The sequence below is a fragment of the Holtiella tumoricola genome, from assembly GCF_027857615.1.
GTDB lineage: Bacteria > Bacillota > Clostridia > Lachnospirales > Cellulosilyticaceae > Holtiella > Holtiella tumoricola.
The window spans coordinates 1-24,080 of sequence record NZ_JAQIFT010000047.1 but is presented as its reverse complement, the minus strand read 5'-3'; the positions used below and the strand labels follow the sequence as shown (position 1 = coordinate 24,080).

The window sequence follows — 24,080 nt, the reverse complement described above, 5'->3', positions numbered from 1 at the left end:
CTTAATTAAATACCCCTGGCGATTATAAAATTAAGATCCACCTCCCGTGGCATGTTATTATACCTATCTGCCAAGGGGTATTTTTTTGCTCAAAAACTAATTTTATTGTAATACATACTATATTCTTTTATAATAGAACCTAAATATATAAAAAATAAAAAGGGTGGTTGCTCTGCTAAAAATGAATCTATTTAAACATTTTTTAACATGCTTATTTACTAAACCAAAAGATAAAAGACTTAGCAAAATTTTCTTCTATTACTTTTATATCCTAAACCTTATATGGGGAGTAATTGGATACATTTATAATTTATTTGTGGGAGTTGGATTTTTAGTAGCTACTAGTAACCTATTGCTATATGCCATCCTCCTACATCTTTTTAGACTTGATGTAATAATCAAGTTCTTTAAAGATATAAAGAAAAGTAATAAACCATGAAAAAACTATTTTATTTATTTATAATTTTCCAGACTTAAATATTTATTCAGTCTAAATTATACATAATTGGGGGTGTTATTTTGAATTTATATAATAAAAAGGTACTATTACTCTTTATTACAATTGCTATTGCCTTACTTGCGCTCATTGTCTATATTTTACCATTATCAGTTTGGTCTATACTTTGGTTGTTATATGGTCTAGTCAGTTTGAGAAAGGCTTATAACTATCGTAAAGCGGCTAAAAAAGATAGCTATAATTGGGCTTTCATTTTTTCTATAATCTGTTTTATTAATGTTATTATCTTTTTAATTATAGCCTAGTACCCCCCAGACCACTTTATAGGCAGGGTAATAAAGAATTATTTTATTTACTCATAAAAAAATTCTTGTTCAATCTTTGCTATAAAGCCAACTACTGCATATAACTCGTTTTGTTTGCAAATTGCATCTTGATATTGTTGTCTTGAGTGCAAATCTAGTCACTCTGGATGGTGCTGTTCATTCTTTTTGTAGGCATTTTTGAATTGCTCAATCCTCTCGTCTAATCTTTCTGCTTTTTTCTCGCATACACTTTTTTCTTTTCCAAATACTCTCTAAGCTTTTCTATGGCCTCATTCTTTCAAAAAATTATTTGTTTAGTCTAATACTCTTTGTGTATGTTACGATTCAATTATCTATATACTAGGAGGAACTATCATGTATTCTCGTATAAAGCAATTACTATTTAATATCATCCCGTATATTTTAGTACTCATTTTCTTTAGTTACATAAATTATATAAACTTAAAATTAATTAGCGAATTTTATTTACCTATATTTTTATTATCAGCTATAGCAATCTTTTTTAAAAAATATTATTTTGGTCACATTTTTCTTGTTGCCTCCCAAATCGGCTTAATTGCAGATTACCTAATAAATTTATCAAACGCAGATACACCAAATATGTTTGGCGGATTCTTAAACGTATTTATCGTAGTTATAGGGGGGATTATAGGAGCTATTCTTCAAGTTATAAGAACTATTATTGGAGTTATAATAACAAAAAAGCGTCAACTATAATTACACTCTTTTCCCTTAAGACCTCACTCATTTAAGTAGTGAGGCTTTATATTATCATTTACCCTCATCCAAACAAACTTAGATTTTTTAACTAAAATAAAATATTAATAATTGAATATATCAATCCATCCTGCTAAACTTTATTTATATAATCAACTTTTGAGAGGTGCATTAAAATGGATCGATTCGAAAAAATTTACAAACAAGGTACTATGGCTCAAACAACTGAAATTTGGAGAGACCAAGAAACAGGAGTAAACTATTTATGGCATAGATATGGAAATTCTGCTGGATTGACACCTCTACTAGATGCTGATGGAAAACCGGTTATTACTAAAAAGTAATCTATGTAAGAACTCACGCTGAATCAGTGGGTTCTTTTTCCTTTTTATTAATTCCATATATACTTACCTTTCTCTTGACCAAAAATTATTTTTATATAGCCTTTCTAATAATCACTATCCTGAATTCAAATACACATCCTATTAGTGGGCATTGAAAACCTCCATCTAATATTGGAACAAGTATAAGAATGTTGTCTGCCTTATGCTTGTTCCAATTCCTATTTTTATGCTTTCTTTAATCAAAAGTTACTTTTATTAAATTGGCCAACTACATTTTCATAAATGCTAGCCAATGCGTTTTACTTCTCTTATTCCCAAACAATGGTTCTTGATCTAGTACCTTTAGTACATCTTTTAACTTTACCTGGTCCTCATTCCACTTGAATATCAGAACCCCATAATCATCAAGTACCCTCATGCATTCTTTGAATCCTTGATTTATATCTTCCTTCCAGGTATCAGATAACCTCCCATACTTTTTGGCCAACCATGAATTTTCACCCGCCTTAACTAAATGTGGTGGATCAAACACCACTAATTTAAAAGATTTATCTGGATAAGGCATGTTTCTAAAATCCGCGATAACATCTGGATTAACTTCTAGCTTTCTACCATCACATAATGTATCTTCTAGCTGACGATTATCCATATACACCACTTTGTCATGCTTCTTATTAAACCAAAACATTCTACTGCCACAGCAAGCATCTAATATAGGTTTATCTAACATCTTCCCACCTCTAAAAATTTACTTTTAGCTATTGTAATATACAACTCTTTTTCTAGAATATCTTTTACCTTTTTACGATATCTTCTTGCACTACCCTTAACACTTTTCAATTGCCATTAAGTTATCTACTAACACTAAAAAGTTCTCTGTTACTGGATACTTTTTCATAATCTATTACCTCACCTTAAATTGTTCATTTTTCCTTCTCTCCACTCTGTATACTCTGTTTTCTCTTTCAAATTAAGATTGGCCTTCTCTTCCATTCTCTTTGTGGTTTCTTCCAGTTCTTGAAGTGTTATAACTCCACTGTTTATACATTCTAAGTGTTCTTCCATTCTGTCCTGGTACCTCTGTAATCTTTGGGATCCAAAACCAAACTCATCATGCAAAGTAATCATAGAAGCTGCTACTATGGTACGTATTGCTATGTTTCCAAAAGCTTCTCTATCACGTTGCACCTTTTCTTGTGCTATTTTATCTGCAACTTCTATTGTCATTTTAGCTATACTTTTGGCATTACCTTTTGATTGATAGGGTTTAAACCTTTTCATGTGTATTCTCCTTTCTGTATTCCTTTCTTAATAACCCATTCATTCTTCAGTTACTTTCTGAAAACAACCTCTTATAACACTGAAATTCCAGTGTTATTTCGTTAGATCTCTCCTTTAACATCAAAAATCACATTTTTTCTTATATTTTTTTTGAACAATATATTATAGGGTACTCACCCTATTAGGCCTATTTAGGCCTATTTTTTTTGCCTTTTTCTAAAAAGGCAAATATTTTCCAACTTTTTTTCTATCTTCTTTGTGCCACCACACAGAGGAGATTTTTTTTTGGAATCGCGTGTGTAAATGCACCTTTCCCACAAGTAATGACATTCACAAAGGAGGTCGTACAATGACTAAACAACGACAAATAAGAATCAAATATACAAACAAAGAAATAAAACAAGTAGCAGCAGAATTAGGACATACGCTAACCAACTACCGCACGTTCAATGACCAACTAATATTTACTGATGGTAAGAACTTTATCTCTCACGATATCGACCAACATAATGGCGGCTTCTGGAAAGTAGCCAAATCTGTTAAAAAGCTAAATTCAAAAGATAAAAGGTACGGTACTTTCTCTCGTGATTTAAAAACACGCATAGGTGGTTAGATTATTTAGAGGGGAGTAAATCCCCTTTATGGCTACTAACCTACTACTCTAAAACGTACTTGAATCTTAGCACTTTACTTTTTATGTATCCATCACGGTTTCTTATTGCATTTCTTATTGTTTTACTGCTTATAAAGTTATCTTCTGCTGCAGTTTCTGCATCATCGTACTTCTCAATAACCTCTCCTGTTTCGTAATCAATTTGAGCAACCCTATAATTACATAATGGTCTATTAGGACCATCTGCATATGCAAATCTAAGATGTTTATTATTTAGCTTACCGCTATTCTTTACAATGGCGTTTGTAACGTCTACTCTAAATAATCCAAACTTCTCAAGAGCCTCTTTCATACTTCCATATGTTTCAACAACTTCTCCAGTTTCAAAATCTAGTTGATTAAGCCTTCTTACCATTGGCATTTATAAAACCTCCTTAGTTGCTTTAAAGGAGGTTTTTCAACCTCCTAATTTTGCTATGCTTCTAGTTCATCTTTATTATTTTTAATTACTTCATCCACGTTCATTTGTGCTCTACTTTCTGGTTTCTCTTTATCTTCACTTTGATCAACCACTTCTAATTCTTCTATGCTAATTTGAGCTTGTTGAAGAGGTTTAGCAATAAGCTTACCACCTTCTTCCACCAATTCATGTGTTGTATATGTAACGTCACCATCTGTTGTATCTTTTTGTACCAGCTTAGCTGTAACCCTATGCTTAATACGTGGTGCTTTATAAACAGCTATCTTTGCATTGCTTCCATTTCCACTTTCAATAGTCTTGGTAGCTTCTTTTTCCTCACATGATATTTTGATTGTAATTGCAATAGTTGCTTCCTCAAATTCTTCATCATAAACATTTGCTGTAGAGTTTTTAACTGCTCTATCAATATCTTTTGCAATCCCTGCAAACATAGGTGAGTAAAAGCTTAATTCAAGTTCCTGCTTAGCAAGTTTAGCTGCTTCAATTTCTTTTTGTTCATACTCTGTAAGTTGTCTTTCGTTTTCCATTTTTAACCCTCCAGGTATATTAGTATTAAATTGCTAATTTAAATAATTCGCTTAGATCATAACTACTACGTACTTTTTTAATTCTTGATGGTATGATAACTGCCTTCCCACTTTTTACAATATCTAATTCACTTATGCTTTTCTTACCAAACATTCCGTAATTAGTAATCTCATCAAAGGCTTGAATTGATAAGAAATATGTATTATTAGATTTTCTAAAGTTAATGATAAATCCTGCTACACAATGAAGTGCTGCCTTCCTTAAGTTCTTAAGTTGATGAGGTTTTATTGTTGGTGTTTTACCTTCAAAACTTAGTGCTGTTGTACCTATGCTTTTAAGTTCTAAAGCATACATCATAGGTTTTTTATACAATACATAATCATAAGGTGATTTAGGAGCAAACCTCTGTGTACTTGCTGCTACATCAAAACCTATCGCACTATCTGTTAGCCTTAAGCAATATACGTCTTTTGGTATTGAATCCTTAAAGTCTGCTTCAAACTGTTTACCTACATTAGCCAATATTAAGCACCCTCTTCCACCATGACTTGTTGATACATTGATGATATAAATTTTTGTAGTGGTCAGTTTTCTTTTTCCAGTATATTGCTACGTCCTCTGCCTGATTTTTATCCATAAGTAAATCATTAGCACGATCTCTTTCAACTTCATACATATGATAAATTCTTTCAGTTTCTTTTATCTGTGCTTCATATGACGCATTAGCTGTTGTTGCATCTTTTTTATGGAATTCAACTAACTCTTCTAGCTCTCTAATCTTATCAGCTGAATTCATACACATAGCCTTTATACTTTGGTCCTTTTGTGTAATTAGTTCTTCTTTTGCCATTATGATATCTGATAGATTAGCCACTGCTTTATTGAGCTCTATATTTTCTTTTTCGAGATTATCAATTTCTATAAACAATTGGTGTAATGTTACTTGTTGATTTTTAACACGTTCTTTGGTGGTTAAAGCTTTACAATTTGAAGTTTTCTTCTTCATTCTCTTGTTCATCTATTTTCATCCTTTCGTATCCATATATTTCTCTGTACGCTTTTTCTTCAAGGATTAACTTAATGGTCAGTTGACTCATGGTTATATCCTGTTCCCTCGCAAGTTTCCTTAATATCTCGTATACCTCTTCATTAACATGTACACTCCAGCAATCTCCTTGCATAGAATCACCCCATTAATTCTTTGAGCATTTCCTCATTTTTGCTTTTAGCCTTAGTTCTTCTTACACTTTCCTCTGGCATCACTACTTGCATCACCATATCTTCTAATCTATTTATAAGTCTATAATCGAATCCTAGCTTATTCATTGGTATGTTAGATGTTATAAGAGTCACTTTCTTATTCGTAAGCCTTCTATTGATGATTCTGTAGAAAATATTGTTTATCCAATCCTTATTTCCCTCAACACCAATATCATCAAGTATCAATACAGGTATGGTTACAAACTCTTCAACAAGTGCTTCTTCACTGCTACCGCTTTTGTCATTCCATGAATCTCTTATCTTACCCAGTAGATCAACAGTAGTAATAAATCTAACATGCTGCTTTTTGTACTTAACAAGTGAATTTCCAATACTTACTGCAAGTCTTGTCTTTCCACTTCCAGCTTCTTTTGAGTAAAAGTAAAGTCCTCTACCAAGTTCCTGCATCTTTTCAAATTTATCTACATACTTCTTGGACACACTTACTGCTCTACTCGCCTTTACTTTAGACTCTTCTAGCTTATAAATATCAATATCGAAGTCCTTTATTGCTAAGTTTTGAAACTCTTTGGGTATCTGTGCAAAATCAAGCTTGTTATAGATAACTTGCTCTTCATAGCACTTACACTTTTTAGCAAATAACCCCTCCGGTTTATTAACTAAGTAATGTCCTGAACCATCACATATACCATAAGGGCATCCACATGTTCTTTCTGGCTCAGTCTGTGCTTCTTCATTGAATTCCGTGCTGCTCAGCATATTTTGCGAATTCATCTTCAACTGGTTCGCTATCCTCTGTATTTGGTCCTGTGTTATTTGCCCCATTTCCTTTCACCTTCTTTTGTTCTTTCTTAAGCTCTTGGTCAGCTATGTATTGATTGAGGGTAAGTATTTTCTCTTTAGTACATCTTTCAAGTATGCTTTTTGTGTACTTGAGGTTTCTTACTCCATTCTCAATGGTTTCTGTTAAAGATTTTTCTATTAGCTCAATCTCCATACCATCTTCTATATAGCTTGTTAACATTTCAATTTCATATTGACTAGGCATACGTCCAAAAGTACTCTCTAGCATAGTCGCAATTCTTTTAATGTTAGTAGCAGCTGTATCCTCATCACTACTACTTTCCTTTTCTTTCTTTTTACTTTCTATTTTCTTTACTTTACTTTGGGGATTACTGCTAGCATTAACTTCGGTTTTTGTAACAATAACTAGAGTTTTTGTTGCAGAAACTTCATTTTTGGTTAAAAGTAGGTATTCTTCATAAATTTCCATTGCGCTTCTACGTCCTATTGCGAATATAAATCTCTGTTGAATTCCATGAGAAGTTAAGATTTTGTACTTGTCATACATTTGCTGATTAAATAACCCCCACTCTAAACATGAGGTTATTACTGCATTAACTATAGTTTCTGCTGCATTAACTCGTTTACTAAAGATTAATTGCTCCTTTTTAGTCCACTCTAAGTAGTAACCACTTTTGTAGATTGACTGAAGTAACTTTATAAAAATTGCAAATCCTACAAGTCCGTGTTCACTTTCTACAAGTTCTAGTTCATCATCTTTTCCAGCAGCAACATCCAGTGGAAAGTATTCTAACCCATCCTTTTTAGGCCTTGCCAATTCATTCACCCCTTTCTAAAAGGGGCATAGGCTTAAATCAATTTCTAGCCCCTTTTCAGCTATGTAAGTTGATTTATTAGTCAACTCATGTATTTCTCTTTTAAATTCCTCTGCATGACTATTTGAATCACTCAGATGCAATAAAACAATATTCCTAGTCTTACTTAAGTCATTTGCCTGGAGAAAGTCTTTACAAGTCTCCAGGCTCATATGATCTCGAACTATACGGTCTGCCAGTACTGGATTGAGTCCATTATCTACATGTTCATCAAGTATCTCTTTTGAATAGTTACACTCTATAAGCCAATGATTAGTTTCCTTAAACGTGTATTCTATATAACCTGTATCTGTTCCAAAAATTAACTGACCTAAGCCTTTATGATTAATTTTAAATCCATAACAGGGTACATCATGGTGATTCTTGAATGGTATGTAATTAAATCCACCAAACCTTAGAACCTCTTCATTCCTGTTAACTGTATAAGGCGAATAAACCTTAATTCCTCTCATAATGTACTGCCCTACATATCCTGCATGGTCCTTATGTTCGTGACTTACTAAGCATCCGACTATCTTCCTATAGTCCACATACCTTATGAGTTCTTTAAACGGTACCCCAGCTTCAATCACTAGGGCCTCCGTTTCAGATTCTAAGATATAACTATTACCAGCCGAACCACTTGCTAATACTTTAAGCCTCATCCTCATTCCTCCTAAATTCATCATCTTCTATGAACTTAATATCTTCTCTATATACATGAATGAATGTAGGATCATCTTCTGTAAAGCCAGCTTCTTTGATAAAACCTATTACTTTAACTATTTTCGAATTGGCATATCCTTCGCAAAAATGTAACTCTGCAAGATGTATATTAGGGAACTGCCTTACTTCATCAATACTATATAGTTCTGTCACTTCTCCTGCTCTAGCAAGTGAAAATGTTTCATTAATAACCTTTACTTTTCTAGGCATTTAGAACACCACCTTAAATAGGACATACTATTTCTTCTTGAGTTGGTGCAGTTACTTGCGCTGGTACTTCTTGCTTATCTTCAACAAATGGTACATCTACAAATTCCTTACTTGCAGTCATTTCCTTTTGTTCTGCTTGTGGTGTAGGTGTAGATTCTTCATCTGCACCTTGATATGTATCAATTAGATTTCCATCATCACTGGAGTTAATAAGTGTTTTACAAACCCTTGTGATAATAGTTTTTTTACACATTTCATCCGTAAAGTTTGTGTGTGCTCCTGACTTCCCTTTTGCATAGCCTTGATTCCATGATTTCTGGATTTGGTCGTAACTCATATATACAAGGTCACCTCTTGTACCATCTTTAAAGATTGGAATAGCAAATGCACCTGTAATTTTTGACAAATTAACATTAAGTGGATTTGGTTTGTAGGTTTTAAGCTGCATGGTGAGATCATCAATATTGAATTCCATTTCAAATTCATCACCTTCATAAATTACAAACGCCTTTACCTCTTCAAGACCTGAAACTCTTTTAGCAATAGCCAGCTTGCCGAAGTATGAAGTCATGAGTTGAAGCTTTCCTCCGAATGCTACAAAGTAGCATTGTTTTTTGTTTGGCTCTAGTCCCATCTTAACCATGTCTAAAAGAGAGTTGGCAATACTTTCTTTGGTACAACTTTCAAGCACTGGTTTCTTCGCATTATCTACTGTTTCAGCTAAAATTAATGCAGCACTTTGAAGTGCATTTCCTGCTACATAGTTTTGCGGTAATACTAATGACTTGTTCTCTTGAAGCTTGTTTACCTTTGCTAATACACTATCTGTAATTTCCTTTTGTGGTTTTACTGCTACTTGGTTATCTGACATTATCTGTTCCTCCTTGGTTTTAATTAATTTAATGGCATTTGAAATACTTCATCATCTTTTGTTTTGTTTTGAATAAAGTTTGCTATAATAGCCATAACTTCTTTTGCTCTTTCCTTTGTTCCGTAATCCCCTAGATGCACATAATCTTTTCCATAATTATTTACTATTCTTCCACTCTCCCAAGCCTTTACTGTCTTGCATAATGTTAATGTTGTTCCATCTTGACTTCTAATCCAAATACCCTTCATCATTTAGTTCCCTCGCTTTTCTTTTTGAATTTACATGTCCAACAATCATTACAAGTTGCACATTTTTTCTCTTTTCCATAATGGCTACACATAGCGCATGCTTTTGAACCATTGCATAAATGATTTTCTTTATCCCAGTTACCACATGTATCACGCTTCATTATTCAATCCTCAACTCCTTATCAACTGCACTCACAATAAGGTCGATTACTTGGCTTTGAGTTACTGGAATGTCTGTTACAGATTCTCTATTATCAATGAAGATAGGAGCATTCATTCCATAGTGTTCACTTAAAACATTTATAATCTCTATACCGGCTTGAACTTGGGCTGCATTATTTGCATTACTGAAAGGAACTCCATTGATAAGTGATTCGCAACACTCTACAAGTCCGCCATTTATTTGTTGATCAAATAACTTGAAGCTTACGTTTTTAAACTTGCTATTGATATTAGCTTCTAGCATTTCTACTTTAGCCTTTGTAAAATCCTCTATCATAATTTCTACTTGTTCTGCATCTGCAAGCTTGCATTGTAAATCCTTAAGTTGCTCTTGAAGCTCTTTTATTCTTGCAAGCGTTTTAGTATTGGAATCATGTTTAGCCACTCTTAATTTGATATTTTGAATATTAATCTCTTCCATTTTGATGGCTTGCTTAATGGCTTCATTGTCTACAGTGGCAAATGCCTGTACCTCTTTTTTGAGAATATCTATTTGAGCATCAATTTCAGATGTATCACATGGTGTAGAGTCTATTGGCTGCTCAAGTATCTTTTCAACCTCATTAATGTTTGATTGAATACTTACTAATTGGCATGCAATCTCTTCAAATCTAGTAGTTAAATTCTGCATGTTATGCTGTGTATTTAATAAATCTGCTTTAATTATGTTTGCTTCATTAAGCACATGTTCTTGTCTTATAGCTTTTTCATCTATATATTTGCTTTTAAGCTTTTCAACTTCTTCACTAGGTAGATCCTGGCCACAAGTAGGACAAATAGCTTTATGCTCATCAAAAGTTTCTTCTGCTATTTTCATCCATTCATTACGTCTGTCTGCTACTTTTGAAGTAAGGATAACTTCATCTTCTTTTAACGCTTCAATTTTCTTAACAATACTATCCTGCTCATATGTATGATTAGATAAATCACGTTTTAATGCTTCTAATCTGTCCTTGTTTTGGCTGTATTCTTCATATGTAGATTTATTATGCGCTCTTTTAATCTCTTCTCTTGTGCGCTCTAAGCTTAGTATTTGACGTTGTTTTGTACGTATCTCATCAAACTGTGCATCTGTAGCTTCTAATTGTTTTTCTAACTCTGCTTTATATGCTTCTTTTTGATCTATTTTTGCCTGGAGAACTTCTAACGGTTCAATCCCTTCCTCTAGACTTCTAGTTTGCTCATCAATTCTTGGTGGAATGTTCTCGATATCTGACTTAAGCTTCTTCTTAGTAGCTGTTAAAGACTTCTTGTATTCATCTGCACTTTTACCTGCTAATGTTTCTTGAAGTTTTTCATAACCCTCTATTTGGTTATCAGCAATATTGCCACATACTTCAAATAGGAACTTTCTTTTGTCTTGCCACTTCATTGCTTCAAATGCTAATGGATTGGTTAAAAGCTTAAATGTCTTTTCATTAATAATTTCATTAACGTACTCTTGGTACTCACTCTTTTTGCAAGGAACCCCATCTATATAGTAGACAGTCTCATGACCACTAAACTCCTGTTCTGCTTGTCCACGCTTCTTAACCCACTTTTCTCTAAATAACTTTCCTAGTGTGAATGTCTTGCCATTCAATACAAAGTCAGCTGCAACTTCTGTATTAAGAAAATGAATAGGCTCATTGTGTTCTGTGAGTGGTTTAATCTCGAAGTCCTTACGCTCTTGGCTATCTTTGTCATATAATAACCAACTAAACGCATCTGCTATTGTTGTTTTCCCTGTTCCATTTGCTCCATATATCCTAGTTTCTGTTGTGTCGAAAAAAATTCTTCTTTCTTTAATTCCCTTGAAATTCTTCAACTCTAGTACTTTTAATAAAAGTTTCATCTTACAAATACCTCCCAATTGGTATATAATCTAACTGATAAATTTTTATTTATCTGCACCAGTATGCTTGCCGGCGGCTGGTGCATTTTTAATTGTATCTAATGCTCTTTGGTAAACTGCTGCTTCATGAATAAGTTCTTGTACTGCGAATAATACATATTCAACTATGATTTCAAGTTGATGATTGATATCTGCTATAGGCTTATTCATCTTAATCATTTCCCAAAGTTCTAATTTATGAATGTGCAACCAATCAAGTTGTTCAAATGCTTCTTCATGTTCTTCTAATGCAAGTCCCCACATTTCATGATGATTGTGCATGTCCCCCCATTTCTCTGTGTTAAACTCAGTTTGCTCTTGCTTAAGTTGCTTGATCATATCAAGTATGTATTGGTCTTTTTCTTCTTTTGACATTATCTTAGTCATTGCTATGCTCCTTTTTCCTTTCCTCATTTCTAGCTATGTATGATGCTCCTACCATTGATGTAATTCCTATCAAGTAACCAAATGAAAATATCAAAATATCTTTCATAAGTCCTCCTTTTTAGTTAGAAACTATGTACATTGAAATGCCAAAGATACCAAGTGTTATAAATGATGAGATTATATATTGTGTAAAATTAAGTAAGTCACATTCTAATCCGCCTGCAAGGCTTAAAAGCATTACAAATGATAATACCGAAATGGTACCCATTAGCTTTTTCAATTAACTCTCACCTCATTTTTAATTGCTTGTCCAATTTCATCGCTGTAGATGAAGTTAATCATCTACTTCTTGTTTAACATCAATATCTTTAATTGGATTTACAAACTCGTATCCTATCTTATGTACTGCATTAATAAGCATTTTTGTAAGCATTATCTTCTGTTCCTCTTTCGAATATGAATCTAAATCCTTTCCGTTAACTGTATAAATTACTTTCATACAATCACCTCTATTTATATCTATGTTTGTATAAAATTGTCCTATTAGCACTTTTACAATTTATTTGTATTATGCTATGCTCCTTTCTTCTCAAATAAACTTGTCTGTTCATAAGGTCTTTCCATCTTCAATATCCTTATACTCTCATCAATAATATCCATAGAATTTCTAAGCGTTTCTATGTCTATATCCTCCCACTTTCTAGCACCTAACCTAATAAGTACACGTTCTTTAACCAGTTCGTATTCTTCATCAGCTTTGGCAATTCCTAAACGTTTCTTTATGTAATGGCTGATACTTGATTTATCTGCACAAGATGGCTTGTAGTATTCAGAGCATTTCCTTTCTACTTGCTTAATTGCGTTTCCTATTTGCTCGTCTACTAAGCCTATGATTTGTCCTCTGAATTCGGCTAGGGTTTTGTGGATGTCTAGTCCTTGCTCTTTAACTTTGAAGTATGTTTCTTCTAGGTAATCGAACTGTTCCCATGCTTTGTCTGTATCTAAGATTTTGCAATGGCGACTTGCCCCTCGTTCTGTCCAAAGATAAAGTTGTGAAGTATTCTTTTTAACCACCTGACTATTAGTAGGTTGGCTCTTAAACTCTTTTAATTCCGCACCTTGCAATAATATGTAATGTTTACCCTCTTCAAACTTATCTTTGTTTCTTGCAAAGTTTGCTTGAATATTATTAGTATCTGTTTCATAGACACTTGCCAACATTTCCGTTGTAATAACTACTTCTCCTTTGAATAGCACTGGCATATTTAGTTCTTCTTTCTTACATAATGCATTCCTTGGCATATATTATGCTCCTTTCCATAATGTATCTTTTAGGACACTTGTTTTTTAAAAAAAATGTTATATACATCTTCAGGCTGTAATTCTAACAAATTTGAAATCTTAAAGATCTCTTCCCTATTAAACTCGCTAGAACCATGTATTTTTCTGTAAAGTGCACTTCTACTTATCCCCATTTTTTCAGCTAAACGTTCTACTTTAAAACCTTTTCTAACCATTTGTGCCCTTAATTCATTGCTGTCCATAATTTCTCACCTCACTTTCGTGTCATTTAAGACACTTTCATGTTACATCGCTCAAAATAGAATGTCAAGTCTTAAAAGACACTTTTTTCGATTTTTTGTCTAATATAGTTGCATAAATGACACACAATAATTATAATACAACTAAGGAGGTGCTGGTCTTGGAACTATATGAAAAAATAAAAGCTAGACGTTTAGAATTGGGGCTTACATTAGAAGATGTAGGAAATATAGTTGGAGTTGGTAAAAGCACAGTAAGGAAATGGGAAACTGGAAATATAGCTGATATGAAAAGGGATAAAATAGCGCTGTTATCAAAGGCATTAAAAGTTTCCCCACTATTCATAATGGGTATTGATGAGGAAGAACCTCAGCCGGTTATTTCTAAACAAGAAAGTATTCTACTCTCTTACTACAGCCAGCTAAACGAACTCGGTAAAGATAAACTCATAGAACATGCTGAGGACTTAACACATAATACAAAATATAGTAATGTAATTGAATTAACTGCTACCACTGAAGAAACTGACTATTTAATGCCAATAGCGGCACATAATGATAATATTAATGATGAACAATTAGAGAAAATAAATAGAGATATAGAAAACATTTTACTTAAGAAAAAAAGATAATCTTATAATTTTTAAAGGTGATTTGCTTGAATGAATACGAAATTTTATTGCACAAAAGTTCTAAAGAAGGACTTGAAGTATTTGAAATGGCTTTGGAATCAGATTCTGATGCATTATGTGTTGGTGATACATTAGCCTTAAATACAAGACTATTAAGTACAGTACCCGAAAAAAGATGTACTTTAAGTGAGGAAGTCTGGCATAGCAAAACAACTGTTGGAAATATAATTGATACTCGTGACATTAATAATCTAAAACAAGAATGTTTTGCACGAAAGTGTTCTTTTGAAGATTTAATTCCGCTTGATAACATTGTGCAAGCATTACTTAATCACTGCTTAAATTTACAAGATGTATGTGAGTACCTGTGTGTAACAGAAAAGTACTTCTGTGAAGCAATTGCTTACTATAAGCAAAAATATGGTCCATATTATAGATGTAAAGAATACACATTACATTTTGAACCTTTGTCAGTTATAGGTTCATCAAAAGGAGATGGTTTAAATGACAGCAGCTCTTTATATTCGAGTAAGTACAGATGATCAGCTAGAGTTCTCTCCTGATGCTCAAAAAAGAGCATTACTTGAATACGCTAAAAAGAATAATATATTAGTAGATGAACAATATATTTTTGTTGATGAAGGTATTAGTGGCACAAGTGCTAAGAAAAGACCTGCCTTCCAAACTATGATTGCTACAGCGAAGAAAAAGCCTAAACCATTTGATACTATTTTAGTTCATAAATTCGATCGTTTTGCACGTTCTAGGGAAGACTCTGTAGTATATAAAAGTCTTCTTCGTAAAGAATGCGACATAAAAGTTATATCTATAACAGAACAAATGGAAGATGATAAATTCAGTGTTATTCTAGAGGCTATGCTTGAAGCTATGGCAGAATACTACTCTCTTAACTTAAGTGATGAGGTTATGAAAGGAATGACTGAAAAAGCACGTAGAGGGTTACCCCAGTCAGAAGCACCATATGGATATAGGCGTGATGGAGATAAATATGTTTTAGTAGATGATGAAGCTGAAATTGTAAAAATGATATTCTCAAAATTTAATAGTGGTGAACTTGGATACGGGGAAATTTGCAGGTTTTTACTTCTAAATGGAATTACAAATAGAAAAGGTCAATCATTTACTGTTAGTGGAATAAAATATATGCTAGAAAATCCAATTTATTGTGGTAAAGTTCGTTGGAACTACTCTACTCATAAAGGTGGGCGTAGGAAAAATCCAAAAGAAAAATGGATAATAACCGACGGTGAGCATCAACGTATTATTAGCGATGAACTATATGAAAGTGTTCAGCAAAAGATTAATTCGTTAAAAAAAGCGCCTGGACATTATACTCCAAATAAAGAAATTAAGCACTGGCTAAGCGGTCTTTTAAGATGCTCCAACTGTAAAAAGGTATTAGTGTATAATAAAGGTTATCATAAGTACCCATTTTATAGATGTAACGGATATAATAAAGGCGTATGCACTACCAGTAATATGGGACCATTACATTTTTATGAAAAAGAAGTTTTAAAAGCATTATCTCTTAAATTTAATGAACTTAGTCAAGGACTAGGTAACATAGATTCAGTAGTTGTAAAAACAAATAAAGAAACATCCAATAAAATTCTTCTTCAAAAACAGTTAGAAAAGGTTAGAAGAAAATATGAAATTGCTAAAAAGGCTTATTTAGCTGAAATTGATACTTTAGAAGAATATGCAAATAATAAATCAGATATTGAAAAAGAAGAAAGAGATCTATTAGATAAACTTTCTAAAGAAATTAGTTCTGAGGATGTGTCAAAAATTATAACTTCTAAATTAGAACATGCCATCCAAATATTAAATGATGATTCAAAAAGTAATACTGAAAAAAATACATTTTTAAAGAGCTTTATAAATAGTATAGATGTAGATAGAAACAATGATCTACTAAAGATAAATATGTACGTAGAGTGCTAATCATAAGCACTCTTTTTGTTTATGTACCTTTAATACTCCAAGGTTACCTGGAAAAGTTGCCCCTATGACAGCAGCAGCAATCCTCTATCAAGGTCTTACTCTCATCATGCGCGAACAGGGGGAACAAATATGACAGATTTGAAAAATTTAAAATTAGGTGTTGCACTTTGCGGCTCCTTTTGTACGTTTAAGAAAGCAATGGTTATGCTTCAAAATTTAGTTGACTTAGGTGTTGATGTCTATCCAATTATGTCTTTCAATGCGTACTCTATTTCTACACGTTTTGGAAGTGCCACTGACTTTATAGATCAAGTTGAAACGATTACTGGAAAACCAATCATTCATTCTATTCATGATGCAGAACCTTTAGGACCAAAAAGTATGATTGATGCACTTCTCATTGCACCTTGCACAGGTAATACACTTTCTAAAATTGACCATGCAATTGTTGATACACCTGTTGTTTTAGCTGCAAAATCTCTTATGCGTAATGGCAAGCCTATCATTCTTGCTATTTCTACTAACGATGGCTTAGGACTCAACCTTGAAAACATTGGACATTTAATGCCAAATCAAAATATTTATTTTGTACCTTTCGGCCAAGATAACTACATTGCTAAACCTTACTCACTTGTTGCTGATTTATCACTTGTACCTGACACCATTCAACTTGCATTAGAAGGCAAACAAATTCAACCTGTAATTGTTAAATACTAAAAATAAACCCTCATCACTTTTTTATAAAAGCGGTGAGGGCTTTTCTATAATTATCTTGTCTATCTCATAGAAATGGCTACTTATTGATTGAAAAACATAGCTCCTCAATACCTACATATACACTTACTCTTGTTCCCATACCAGGTTTACTTTCAATATCTATTCCAGCTGATGAACCATACTCAAGTTCTAGCCTTTCCCTTACATTCTTGATACCATAACCACTTGGCTTCAGTCCTCCTTTATCATCTGGTGGACGTTTAGCATTTATATCAAATCCAACCCCATCATCTTCTATAAAGAAGAAAATTTTATTCTCTATCCTTTTAATTTTAAGATAGATATTTCCATCTTTTCTTCTACGATTCATGCCATGTTTAATTGCATTTTCTACTATAGGTTGTAAAATTAATTTGACAATCCTATATGTCTCTACACCTTCTTCAATTTCATAATGCATGGTAAAACGTTTGGGCGCACGCACTTGTTCAATGGTCACAAAACTCTTTACAATATTAATTTCTTGTTCAATGGTCACATACTTCTTGCCACTATTTAGACTTAACCTAAAAAACTTGGCTAATTGTATAACCATTTCTTCAATTTCTGGTTGTTTTTGTATTTTTGCCATCCAACTAATCGTATCTAACGTATTATAAAGAAAATGAGGATTAATCTGAGCCTGCAAAGCTACAAGTTCCATTTTTCTTTGCTGTTCTTTTTCATAATTATTTTTTTCAATTAATAAGCGGATTTCCTCTACCATCTTATTAAAGTTTTCTTCTAAAATGTTCACTTCATTTTGAGTCGTATCATAAATGACATCATCCATATTGCCTTCACCTAAAACTTTAATCTTTTTAGCCAAAACATGTAAACGTGCACTTAATTTATTGCACATAAAGAAAATACCTATAATAATTCCTAATGCAATGACTATACTTAAGATAGCTAAACCTTTGTTTACTTGCTTAATAATACTAAAAATTTGTTCATAGTTAAGAGAAGTCACCACATACATATGTAAGCCCAAATTACGACTTAATGTTTTATTTTCTATCTTAGATAAAATAACCTTTTCTTTCCCTTTGCCACTCATCGCATAAGAAAACTCTTTTTTGTCACTATCTGCTCCAATAAATAGAGCAGCATGTCCAATCAAGGCTTCATTTTCATGTGAAAGAATAATATCATTTTCATTTACAATAAAGATCGAACCCATATCTTCAAATTTGCTTCTATAGGTCTTGCGAATAGCTTCTTCTTTAATCCATACAATGACATGTCCACCTTTTTGCATCGTATAATAATTATACAAAGGTACACCATATCCTAAATAAGCTTGTCCAGAAGAATCTTTTACAACCTCACTCCACACACCTAATTTACTTCCTTGCACTTGTTGTAAAAAAGTTGAAGGTAGGGAGTCTATTTTTGCCTCAACCCAACTATAGGTATATGTATTTTGTTCTCTATCAACAATTTCTATCTGTGCAATTTTATTAGTATCTAAATTTAAACTTTCAATACAAACTTTAATTTCTTCTTCCTTCTTTAAATAGTCTATGTGTTTATCTGCTAGTATACCATATAATGGATCATAGGTTGTAAGCCTTACCACATTAATGATGATATCTTCAATCAATTGGCTTACCGCTGAATTAACCTGCTCTTGCCTACTTTCTATATAACCAGAAGTATAATCATCTATAATTTGCTTACTAAAAATATAAACAACTATACTATTTATCAAAATATAAACGAGAATGCCTATGATTAGATAAAGAGAGATTCGCTTGCTTATTGACAGATTTTTTATTCCCTTCATGTACTAGTCCTCGTCTTTTAGGAGATACGATCTTTTAGCATAGGATTTAGGTGTCATGCCAACATGTAGTTTGAATATTTTCCCAAAATACTTTACATCTGTATAGCCTACTTGATTTGCCACTTCATATACTTTATATTTGGGATTAACTAATAATTGTTTAGCTACCTCTATTCTCATATCTACTAAACATTCTATCATTGTTTTCCCAAGCTCTTGTTTAAATAAATGCATAAGGTGAGATGCACTCATATATAAGGCACTTGCTATATCTTCTATTGTAATACTTTCATGAATATGTTCTCTCATATAGTCTAACGCTAGATGAATTTCTCTACGATTTTCTCCTACTGTTCTCGAAACATCACATAATTTAATTGCCTCTTGATAAGCTTCATACATCTGATAGCATTTATTTTGTACACTTGAAATACTTACCCATAAATTTTGTATGCATATTTCTTTCTTAGCTCTTAACATATCCATAAGTTGGTTTTGAATTACTTTTAGAATATTTCTTTCTTCCTTACCTTGGTCTTCTATTAAAATTCCCCATTCATTCATACCTTTTTCTAAAACAATAAAATCTGGTCCCACATACTCGCACTTGTTGCCTATCACTTTAAAGGCTTGCTCTATCTCTTCTATGGAAAAGATATTTAGACCTTCTCCCTTAAATCTTACAGCAACAACCCGATACTTAGTAAAATCAAACTTAATATTTAATGCATTTATACTTTCATCTATCTTTTTTATATCTCTTATTTTATTATTTAACACTTCCTTTAAAAAAATTTCTTGGTAGTATGGACGTTCTTCATTCATATATTGAGCTCTTTTATGTTGCTCTTTTTCTTGTTTAATCTGCTCAGCCAATTGAGTTACTTGTATGATCAATTCCTTATTTTCAACTGGCTTAAGCAAGTAAGAACTTACCCCTCTATTTAAAGCTGTCTTTGCATATTCAAATTCGTCATAACCACTCAGTACAATAAATTTAGTCTGTATAGCTTGCTCTCGAATATGCTCAATCATCTGCAGGCCATCCATTATGGGCATACGAATATCTGTAATAATGATATCGGGTTTATATTCTATAGCCATTTCCAAGCCTTCTTCTCCATCATAGGCAATATCAACAATCTCTATATCATAGTCCTTCCATGCTATAGTTTGTTGAATCCCCATCCCTACATGATATTCATCATCTACTACAAGTACTTTAATCATTCATCTTCCCCCTTTGTACTTATAATATAAATTATATCAAATTTACATTTATATTTAAAATTTTTTAGTTGTTTTTTCTTGTATTTTGTAATCTTCACATTTTGATAACCCTTTTAACAGGATATTCACCTATTTTCCAATTTCACTCCATAGGATAATAAACTTATATCATTAATCTATGGAGGTATTTTATGAGCGCACCTGTACAATCTGCCAAGATGCTTCGTGAAGCATTTCAAGTATCGAAAAAAATTTATGAATCTCATCTCCTCACCTTTAAAGGGGTTGAAGGCTATGACGTTTATAATTGTTCTATTCCTTTTACTTACAATAATAAAACTTATCTATTTGGTCGTGTAGAACGTCGCCATGAATGGGCAAGGTCTTGGGTCAGACTCTTTGAGCAAATTGCCCCTGATACATGGCAACTTGTTCCTGATTCAATGATTTATGCACTAGAGGATCCTTATATCTCTTTTATACATACTCAAATTATTCTAGGTGGGACCCATGTTCGCTATACTTGTGGCAAACAAGATGCCTATTACGGACATTTCTATAGAGGTACTCAATTAGATGATTTATACTATTTCACTACAGGCCCAGACAATATGAAAGATATTCGTATTGTAGAACTTTTAGATGGCCGTATTGGCGTTTTTTCTAGACCACGAAGCCAGCATATTCAGCAAACCTACGGCAGTGAATCTATTATAGGCTTTACACTGATTAATACTTTAGATGAGCTTTCCCCTGATGTTATCCAGCAAGCAAAACCTATAAATGGCTTATTTGGACAAAATGAATGGGGTGGCTGTAATCAATGTTACCTTTTAGATACAGGACTCATTGGCGTTATTGCCCATAAATGTTATAAATCAATAGATCAAAATGGCATAGAACATCTTGTTTATATGAATAGTTCATTTGTCTTTGATCCTTCTATGCATCATCTACTCGATTCACGTATTATTGCCACACGTGATTGCTATCCAGAAGGTCCTGCCAAATTAGATACCCTTGAAGATGTAGCTTTTTCTTCTGGAATTGTCCTGCGTAAAGATGGAAAAGTAGATCTCTATAGTGGACTTGGTGATTGTCTCGAAGGACGTGTAGTCATTGATTATCCTTTTGAAGGTTTCGGTAAAATAATTAATTAAAAAACAGGGAGATTCTGATATAAGAATCCCCCTGTTTTTAATTAATCTATCTACTCATATGTTTTTTTACTTATGTATTTTCTCAGGAGCGGCAAAAATAGCCCCCCTTGTACCGTACGATTTCTAAATAAGTGGTGCACTCCAGTTACTGTTTCATACCAATCTGTAAAAGGTACTTTATCTGGTGTTTCATCCAAAAAGCGTGCTACCGCATCAACCATTTTTTGAGCCTTACTCCTATCTGTCGTCAATGCCGCACACCACACAGACCAGTCCGATTTGGTATACGTTACGCGACTATCTAATGGTACACCGTAGGGACCCATCTTACTCATATACCACTCTACCTCTTGTTCTTTCACTTTCTCATCAAAAAGATTAAGTTCTAATAGTTCATCCCATACTAAGTTATATTTTAGGCTCCAACTTTCTGGCTCTGTAAAGCTTAATGGCGTATGTTTCTTTCCTCTAGCTCTATCCGTCCATTCTTTACTCATCTGCTTGGCAACTACTTTATACTGATTGGCCTTTTTCTTTTCTCCTGCCTCATCTAACAACACTCCAAAACTTGCAACACCTATAATTGCTTTTAGTGATAAATTTACATTATGTGCAAGATGGCCTGCAAAATCATCTGTACAGAGTTGTTCTCCAGGATCGATACCATAGCTTACTAAATAATTTGCCCATTTTTCCAAAACTTCGATATAAGGTTTTACAAATTCAGTATGTCCTTCACACTTACAAATTGCTGCACATAGAATCAGCATATTACCACATTCCTCTATGGGCATCTGATAATGTTCATCATAAATCATTTTTTCCTTCGGATAATGTGTATAGTTTGGATAAATACCAATGCCACCTTCAATGATTCTCTCTTTACCTTGAATATATTTTCCTTCTTCACTCAGTCCATATACTTGACCTGTTGCATAGGGGTAGCGTCCTACATCATGAGGTGCATACTTAAAAGGCCATATTGGAAGTGCCTCAAATCTAAAAATAGGACGTAGCATCCCCTTCAATAATTCAGTATTATAGAGCAAAAAGAGTGGACTTGAAGGATAGCTTACATCCACTGTCCCAATACATCCATTTGAACAACACTCTTTCGATAAAAAAATGACTTCTCCCTTCTCATCTTCTATAAGCTGATGTGCCGCTATAGTTTGTCTATAGGCCAATGTACAAATCACTCTATAGGATTCACCTAATAGCTTATCTGTCTCATCCTCTAGCTGTTTATCAAAAGTTTTGCATCTACTTAAAACCTCCTCTTTTTCATCTAGGGCTTTTGCAATGACATCAATAATTGTTTTACCATCTCTTGCCCAATAAGGTGGCAAAGCACGGTTAAAATACATAATGGCTAACATTTCATCATAAGTAATGAGACTATATACTTCTTTTTCCTCACGTACTTTCCCTAAATCTATATGTAATACAATTCCTGCTCCTTGATCCTCTTTGGCTTCACAATTTAGTATTTTGCTTCTTACTTCATTAAGATGCTGAGTACTATCTATCTTTCCTTTTACGTCTTCTTGATTAGGTAAAACCATGTATAAATATCCCCAGTCTATACCTACACCATCTCCACTATGTGCTAATAAATTTTGTTGTACTTGACCAAGAAAACCTAATTGATAAGTCTCATAGGTCAGTGTCTCACCAATAACTGGTTTAAGACTTTCCCCATTTTGCACATGTGATTGATTCATATCTATCACAATCTGAATATCATGTACTTGGTCGTCTTTGCTTGTAACCTTAAAGCATACGTAAGTACAAGGTCTTGAAAGTAATTCTAAATCATCTAGTAAAAGAGGACTTGTAAACTTAACTTCTAAAGAGATTTGTTCATTTTCAAAATAAAATGAAGTACTTGTAGGTGTTAAATCTATGCCTACTTGTTCAATAACGTCTTTACCACCCTCTACTCCCATAAAACGATAGACTTTACCATCTATTAAAATATGACCATTTATCGAACGTTTTAACCCGCACCAATGCTCAATGCATGCTCCATAAAGTTCTTTAGCTGGAAGCCATAACGATAAATAAGGATGGTGTACAATAATAGGTAAACTTGGTACTTGTTGATTTAATATCATACTTCTGCCTCCGGTTCTTTTCATTGATTCAAGAAAAGGTAAGCCTTAAAGACCTACCTTTTCTTCATTATTTTAAAACTTATTTACTTTCTACTAAATGAGCCATTCTATAGAGCATTACAGCACTTTCAGCTCGCGTTACATTTTGCTTCGGATAGATCCATACGCCATCACCTTTTATGATTCCTATTTCTATTAAGTGTTTAATACTCTCTAGTGCATACGGTGCTATAGTATCTATATCCTTATACATATCCCTATTCAGTTCTTTTGTGAATAGGATAGTTTGAGTGCTTTGTAATATACGATCAATCAATACCATAGCTTCTTCTCTAGTTAAAAATTGATCTGGTTCAAATTTATTGTTGCCAATTCCTTTTACAATGCCATAACTTCTTGCTTTATGAACTGCTTCAAAATAAGATGCTTCAGGATCTACGTCACTAAAATATTCTACTGTTTGTTCCGATAGATCTACTGCATCCATCAGTGCTTCAATAAATTGACCACGTGTTACATGCTCTTTTGGTCTAAAATATGTGCTTCCTTGCTTTATCATAATACCCTTTTTAGATAAGTAATCAATAGCTTCTAAGGCCCAATCAAAGCCTTCTAAGTCTTCATATATGACTTTTTCTTGTTCAACTTTTTCTTTATCAACTGAATGGGTGCCTTCCGCCCCTTCTGGATTAGGGCTTGGATTCGGATTTGGTGTTGGACCTGGATC

General features: G+C 33.2%; 31 protein-coding genes. 8 read left to right on the top strand and 23 right to left on the bottom strand.

Features of this window, described 5'->3' with window-relative positions; translation table 11 throughout:
* Nucleotides 1-1,137 precede the first annotated feature (1,137 nt).
* The gene (locus tag PBV87_RS12800; protein ID WP_271012546.1) at nucleotides 1,138-1,500 is read left to right on the top strand and encodes a hypothetical protein; all 363 of its coding nucleotides are present in this window, start codon (nucleotides 1,138-1,140) and stop codon (nucleotides 1,498-1,500) included.
* A 176-nt stretch (nucleotides 1,501-1,676) separates the two neighbouring features.
* Nucleotides 1,677-1,844: a DUF6440 family protein gene (locus tag PBV87_RS12795; RefSeq protein WP_271012545.1), complete on the top strand. Its 168-nt coding sequence runs from the start codon at nucleotides 1,677-1,679 to the stop codon at nucleotides 1,842-1,844.
* 268 nt (nucleotides 1,845-2,112) lie between these two features.
* Here PBV87_RS12795 and PBV87_RS12790 read toward each other — a convergent pair whose 3' ends face one another.
* Together PBV87_RS12790 and PBV87_RS12785 are read right to left on the bottom strand one after the other, a co-directional pair.
* Nucleotides 2,113-2,574, bottom strand: coding sequence for a class I SAM-dependent methyltransferase (locus PBV87_RS12790; RefSeq protein ID WP_271011923.1), 462 nt, complete (start codon nucleotides 2,572-2,574; stop codon nucleotides 2,113-2,115).
* 179 nt (nucleotides 2,575-2,753) lie between these two features.
* Complete coding sequence (locus tag PBV87_RS12785) at nucleotides 2,754-3,125, bottom strand: hypothetical protein (protein WP_271012544.1); 372 nt, start codon at nucleotides 3,123-3,125, stop codon at nucleotides 2,754-2,756.
* Between the two features lie 349 nt (nucleotides 3,126-3,474).
* On the opposite strand from PBV87_RS12785, the gene PBV87_RS12780 reads away from it, so the two are divergent.
* Nucleotides 3,475-3,738, top strand: coding sequence for a toxin C-terminal domain-containing protein (locus PBV87_RS12780; protein WP_271012543.1), 264 nt, complete (start codon nucleotides 3,475-3,477; stop codon nucleotides 3,736-3,738).
* Nucleotides 3,739-3,781: 43 nt separating this feature from the next.
* On the opposite strand, the gene PBV87_RS12775 is transcribed toward PBV87_RS12780, so the two are convergent.
* The 17 genes from PBV87_RS12775 to PBV87_RS12695 form a co-directional block, all read right to left on the bottom strand.
* Nucleotides 3,782-4,153 carry a hypothetical protein gene (locus PBV87_RS12775; RefSeq protein ID WP_271012542.1) on the bottom strand — a complete coding sequence of 124 codons (372 nt, stop codon included), beginning with the start codon at nucleotides 4,151-4,153 and terminating at the stop codon, nucleotides 3,782-3,784.
* Nucleotides 4,154-4,212: 59 nt separating this feature from the next.
* Nucleotides 4,213-4,746 (bottom strand): hypothetical protein, encoded by a 534-nt coding sequence (locus PBV87_RS12770; RefSeq protein WP_271012541.1) that lies wholly within the window; start codon nucleotides 4,744-4,746, stop codon nucleotides 4,213-4,215.
* A 25-nt stretch (nucleotides 4,747-4,771) separates the two neighbouring features.
* The gene (locus tag PBV87_RS12765; protein ID WP_271012540.1) at nucleotides 4,772-5,269 is read right to left on the bottom strand and encodes a Holliday junction resolvase RecU; all 498 of its coding nucleotides are present in this window, start codon (nucleotides 5,267-5,269) and stop codon (nucleotides 4,772-4,774) included.
* A complete protein-coding gene (locus PBV87_RS12760) occupies nucleotides 5,262-5,765 on the bottom strand; it encodes a hypothetical protein (protein WP_271012539.1) in 504 nt (167 codons plus the stop codon). Before PBV87_RS12760 ends, PBV87_RS12765 begins: the two co-directional genes overlap by 8 nt.
* The gene (locus PBV87_RS12755; protein ID WP_271012538.1) at nucleotides 5,728-5,928 is read right to left on the bottom strand and encodes a hypothetical protein; all 201 of its coding nucleotides are present in this window, start codon (nucleotides 5,926-5,928) and stop codon (nucleotides 5,728-5,730) included. The genes PBV87_RS12760 and PBV87_RS12755 overlap by 38 nt, the downstream gene beginning before the upstream one ends.
* Nucleotides 5,929-5,932: 4 nt before the next feature.
* The gene (locus tag PBV87_RS12750; protein WP_271012537.1) at nucleotides 5,933-6,727 is read right to left on the bottom strand and encodes an ATP-binding protein; all 795 of its coding nucleotides are present in this window, start codon (nucleotides 6,725-6,727) and stop codon (nucleotides 5,933-5,935) included.
* Complete coding sequence (locus PBV87_RS12745) at nucleotides 6,702-7,589, bottom strand: Lin1244/Lin1753 domain-containing protein (RefSeq protein WP_271012536.1); 888 nt, start codon at nucleotides 7,587-7,589, stop codon at nucleotides 6,702-6,704. The genes PBV87_RS12750 and PBV87_RS12745 overlap by 26 nt, the downstream gene beginning before the upstream one ends.
* 15 nt (nucleotides 7,590-7,604) lie before the next feature.
* Nucleotides 7,605-8,291, bottom strand: coding sequence for an MBL fold metallo-hydrolase (locus tag PBV87_RS12740; protein WP_053983774.1), 687 nt, complete (start codon nucleotides 8,289-8,291; stop codon nucleotides 7,605-7,607).
* Complete coding sequence (locus PBV87_RS12735) at nucleotides 8,281-8,562, bottom strand: hypothetical protein (RefSeq protein WP_271012535.1); 282 nt, start codon at nucleotides 8,560-8,562, stop codon at nucleotides 8,281-8,283. The genes PBV87_RS12740 and PBV87_RS12735 overlap by 11 nt, the downstream gene beginning before the upstream one ends.
* A gap of 13 nt (nucleotides 8,563-8,575) precedes the next feature.
* Nucleotides 8,576-9,433 (bottom strand): recombinase RecT, encoded by an 858-nt coding sequence (locus PBV87_RS12730; RefSeq protein WP_271012534.1) that lies wholly within the window; start codon nucleotides 9,431-9,433, stop codon nucleotides 8,576-8,578.
* A gap of 23 nt (nucleotides 9,434-9,456) precedes the next feature.
* Nucleotides 9,457-9,684: a hypothetical protein gene (locus PBV87_RS12725; protein ID WP_053983777.1), complete on the bottom strand. Its 228-nt coding sequence runs from the start codon at nucleotides 9,682-9,684 to the stop codon at nucleotides 9,457-9,459.
* Nucleotides 9,662-9,835: a hypothetical protein gene (locus PBV87_RS12720; protein ID WP_271012533.1), complete on the bottom strand. Its 174-nt coding sequence runs from the start codon at nucleotides 9,833-9,835 to the stop codon at nucleotides 9,662-9,664. Before PBV87_RS12720 ends, PBV87_RS12725 begins: the two co-directional genes overlap by 23 nt.
* 6 nt (nucleotides 9,836-9,841) lie before the next feature.
* A complete protein-coding gene (locus tag PBV87_RS12715; protein ID WP_271012532.1) occupies nucleotides 9,842-11,737 on the bottom strand; it encodes an AAA family ATPase in 1,896 nt (631 codons plus the stop codon).
* Nucleotides 11,738-11,782: 45 nt separating this feature from the next.
* A complete protein-coding gene (locus PBV87_RS12710; protein WP_271012531.1) occupies nucleotides 11,783-12,163 on the bottom strand; it encodes a hypothetical protein in 381 nt (126 codons plus the stop codon).
* Nucleotides 12,164-12,497: 334 nt separating this feature from the next.
* The gene (locus PBV87_RS12705) at nucleotides 12,498-12,662 is read right to left on the bottom strand and encodes a hypothetical protein (RefSeq protein ID WP_154668800.1); all 165 of its coding nucleotides are present in this window, start codon (nucleotides 12,660-12,662) and stop codon (nucleotides 12,498-12,500) included.
* Between the two features lie 74 nt (nucleotides 12,663-12,736).
* Nucleotides 12,737-13,465 (bottom strand): ORF6N domain-containing protein, encoded by a 729-nt coding sequence (locus tag PBV87_RS12700; RefSeq protein WP_271012530.1) that lies wholly within the window; start codon nucleotides 13,463-13,465, stop codon nucleotides 12,737-12,739.
* Between the two features lie 29 nt (nucleotides 13,466-13,494).
* The gene (locus PBV87_RS12695; RefSeq protein ID WP_271012529.1) at nucleotides 13,495-13,707 is read right to left on the bottom strand and encodes a helix-turn-helix domain-containing protein; all 213 of its coding nucleotides are present in this window, start codon (nucleotides 13,705-13,707) and stop codon (nucleotides 13,495-13,497) included.
* A 158-nt stretch (nucleotides 13,708-13,865) separates the two neighbouring features.
* Here PBV87_RS12695 and PBV87_RS12690 point away from each other — a divergent pair, with 158 nt between their 5' ends.
* From PBV87_RS12690 to PBV87_RS12675, 4 genes are all read left to right on the top strand, one after another.
* Nucleotides 13,866-14,336 carry a helix-turn-helix domain-containing protein gene (locus PBV87_RS12690; RefSeq protein ID WP_271012528.1) on the top strand — a complete coding sequence of 157 codons (471 nt, stop codon included), beginning with the start codon at nucleotides 13,866-13,868 and terminating at the stop codon, nucleotides 14,334-14,336.
* A gap of 17 nt (nucleotides 14,337-14,353) precedes the next feature.
* Nucleotides 14,354-14,878: a hypothetical protein gene (locus tag PBV87_RS12685; protein ID WP_198524880.1), complete on the top strand. Its 525-nt coding sequence runs from the start codon at nucleotides 14,354-14,356 to the stop codon at nucleotides 14,876-14,878.
* Nucleotides 14,841-16,301, top strand: coding sequence for a recombinase family protein (locus PBV87_RS12680; protein ID WP_271012527.1), 1,461 nt, complete (start codon nucleotides 14,841-14,843; stop codon nucleotides 16,299-16,301). Before PBV87_RS12685 ends, PBV87_RS12680 begins: the two co-directional genes overlap by 38 nt.
* A 129-nt stretch (nucleotides 16,302-16,430) precedes the next feature.
* Nucleotides 16,431-17,018, top strand: a complete 588-nt coding sequence (locus tag PBV87_RS12675; RefSeq protein WP_271012526.1) for a dipicolinate synthase subunit B — start codon at nucleotides 16,431-16,433, stop codon at nucleotides 17,016-17,018.
* 76 nt (nucleotides 17,019-17,094) lie between these two features.
* Here PBV87_RS12675 and PBV87_RS12670 read toward each other — a convergent pair whose 3' ends face one another.
* Together PBV87_RS12670 and PBV87_RS12665 are read right to left on the bottom strand one after the other, a co-directional pair.
* Entirely contained in the window at nucleotides 17,095-18,846 is a 1,752-nt protein-coding gene (locus PBV87_RS12670) for a sensor histidine kinase (protein WP_271012525.1), read from the bottom strand.
* 3 nt (nucleotides 18,847-18,849) lie between these two features.
* Entirely contained in the window at nucleotides 18,850-20,076 is a 1,227-nt protein-coding gene (locus tag PBV87_RS12665) for a response regulator transcription factor (RefSeq protein WP_271012524.1), read from the bottom strand.
* A gap of 191 nt (nucleotides 20,077-20,267) precedes the next feature.
* Here PBV87_RS12665 and PBV87_RS12660 point away from each other — a divergent pair, with 191 nt between their 5' ends.
* Complete coding sequence (locus tag PBV87_RS12660; protein ID WP_271012523.1) at nucleotides 20,268-21,236, top strand: DUF1861 family protein; 969 nt, start codon at nucleotides 20,268-20,270, stop codon at nucleotides 21,234-21,236.
* A gap of 50 nt (nucleotides 21,237-21,286) precedes the next feature.
* Here PBV87_RS12660 and PBV87_RS12655 read toward each other — a convergent pair whose 3' ends face one another.
* Entirely contained in the window at nucleotides 21,287-23,377 is a 2,091-nt protein-coding gene (locus PBV87_RS12655) for a glutaminase domain-containing protein (RefSeq protein WP_271012522.1), read from the bottom strand.
* A 55-nt stretch (nucleotides 23,378-23,432) separates the two neighbouring features.
* Nucleotides 23,433-24,080 (bottom strand): S-layer homology domain-containing protein (locus tag PBV87_RS12650; RefSeq protein ID WP_271012521.1); only part of this gene is annotated, 648 nt, incomplete at its 5' end.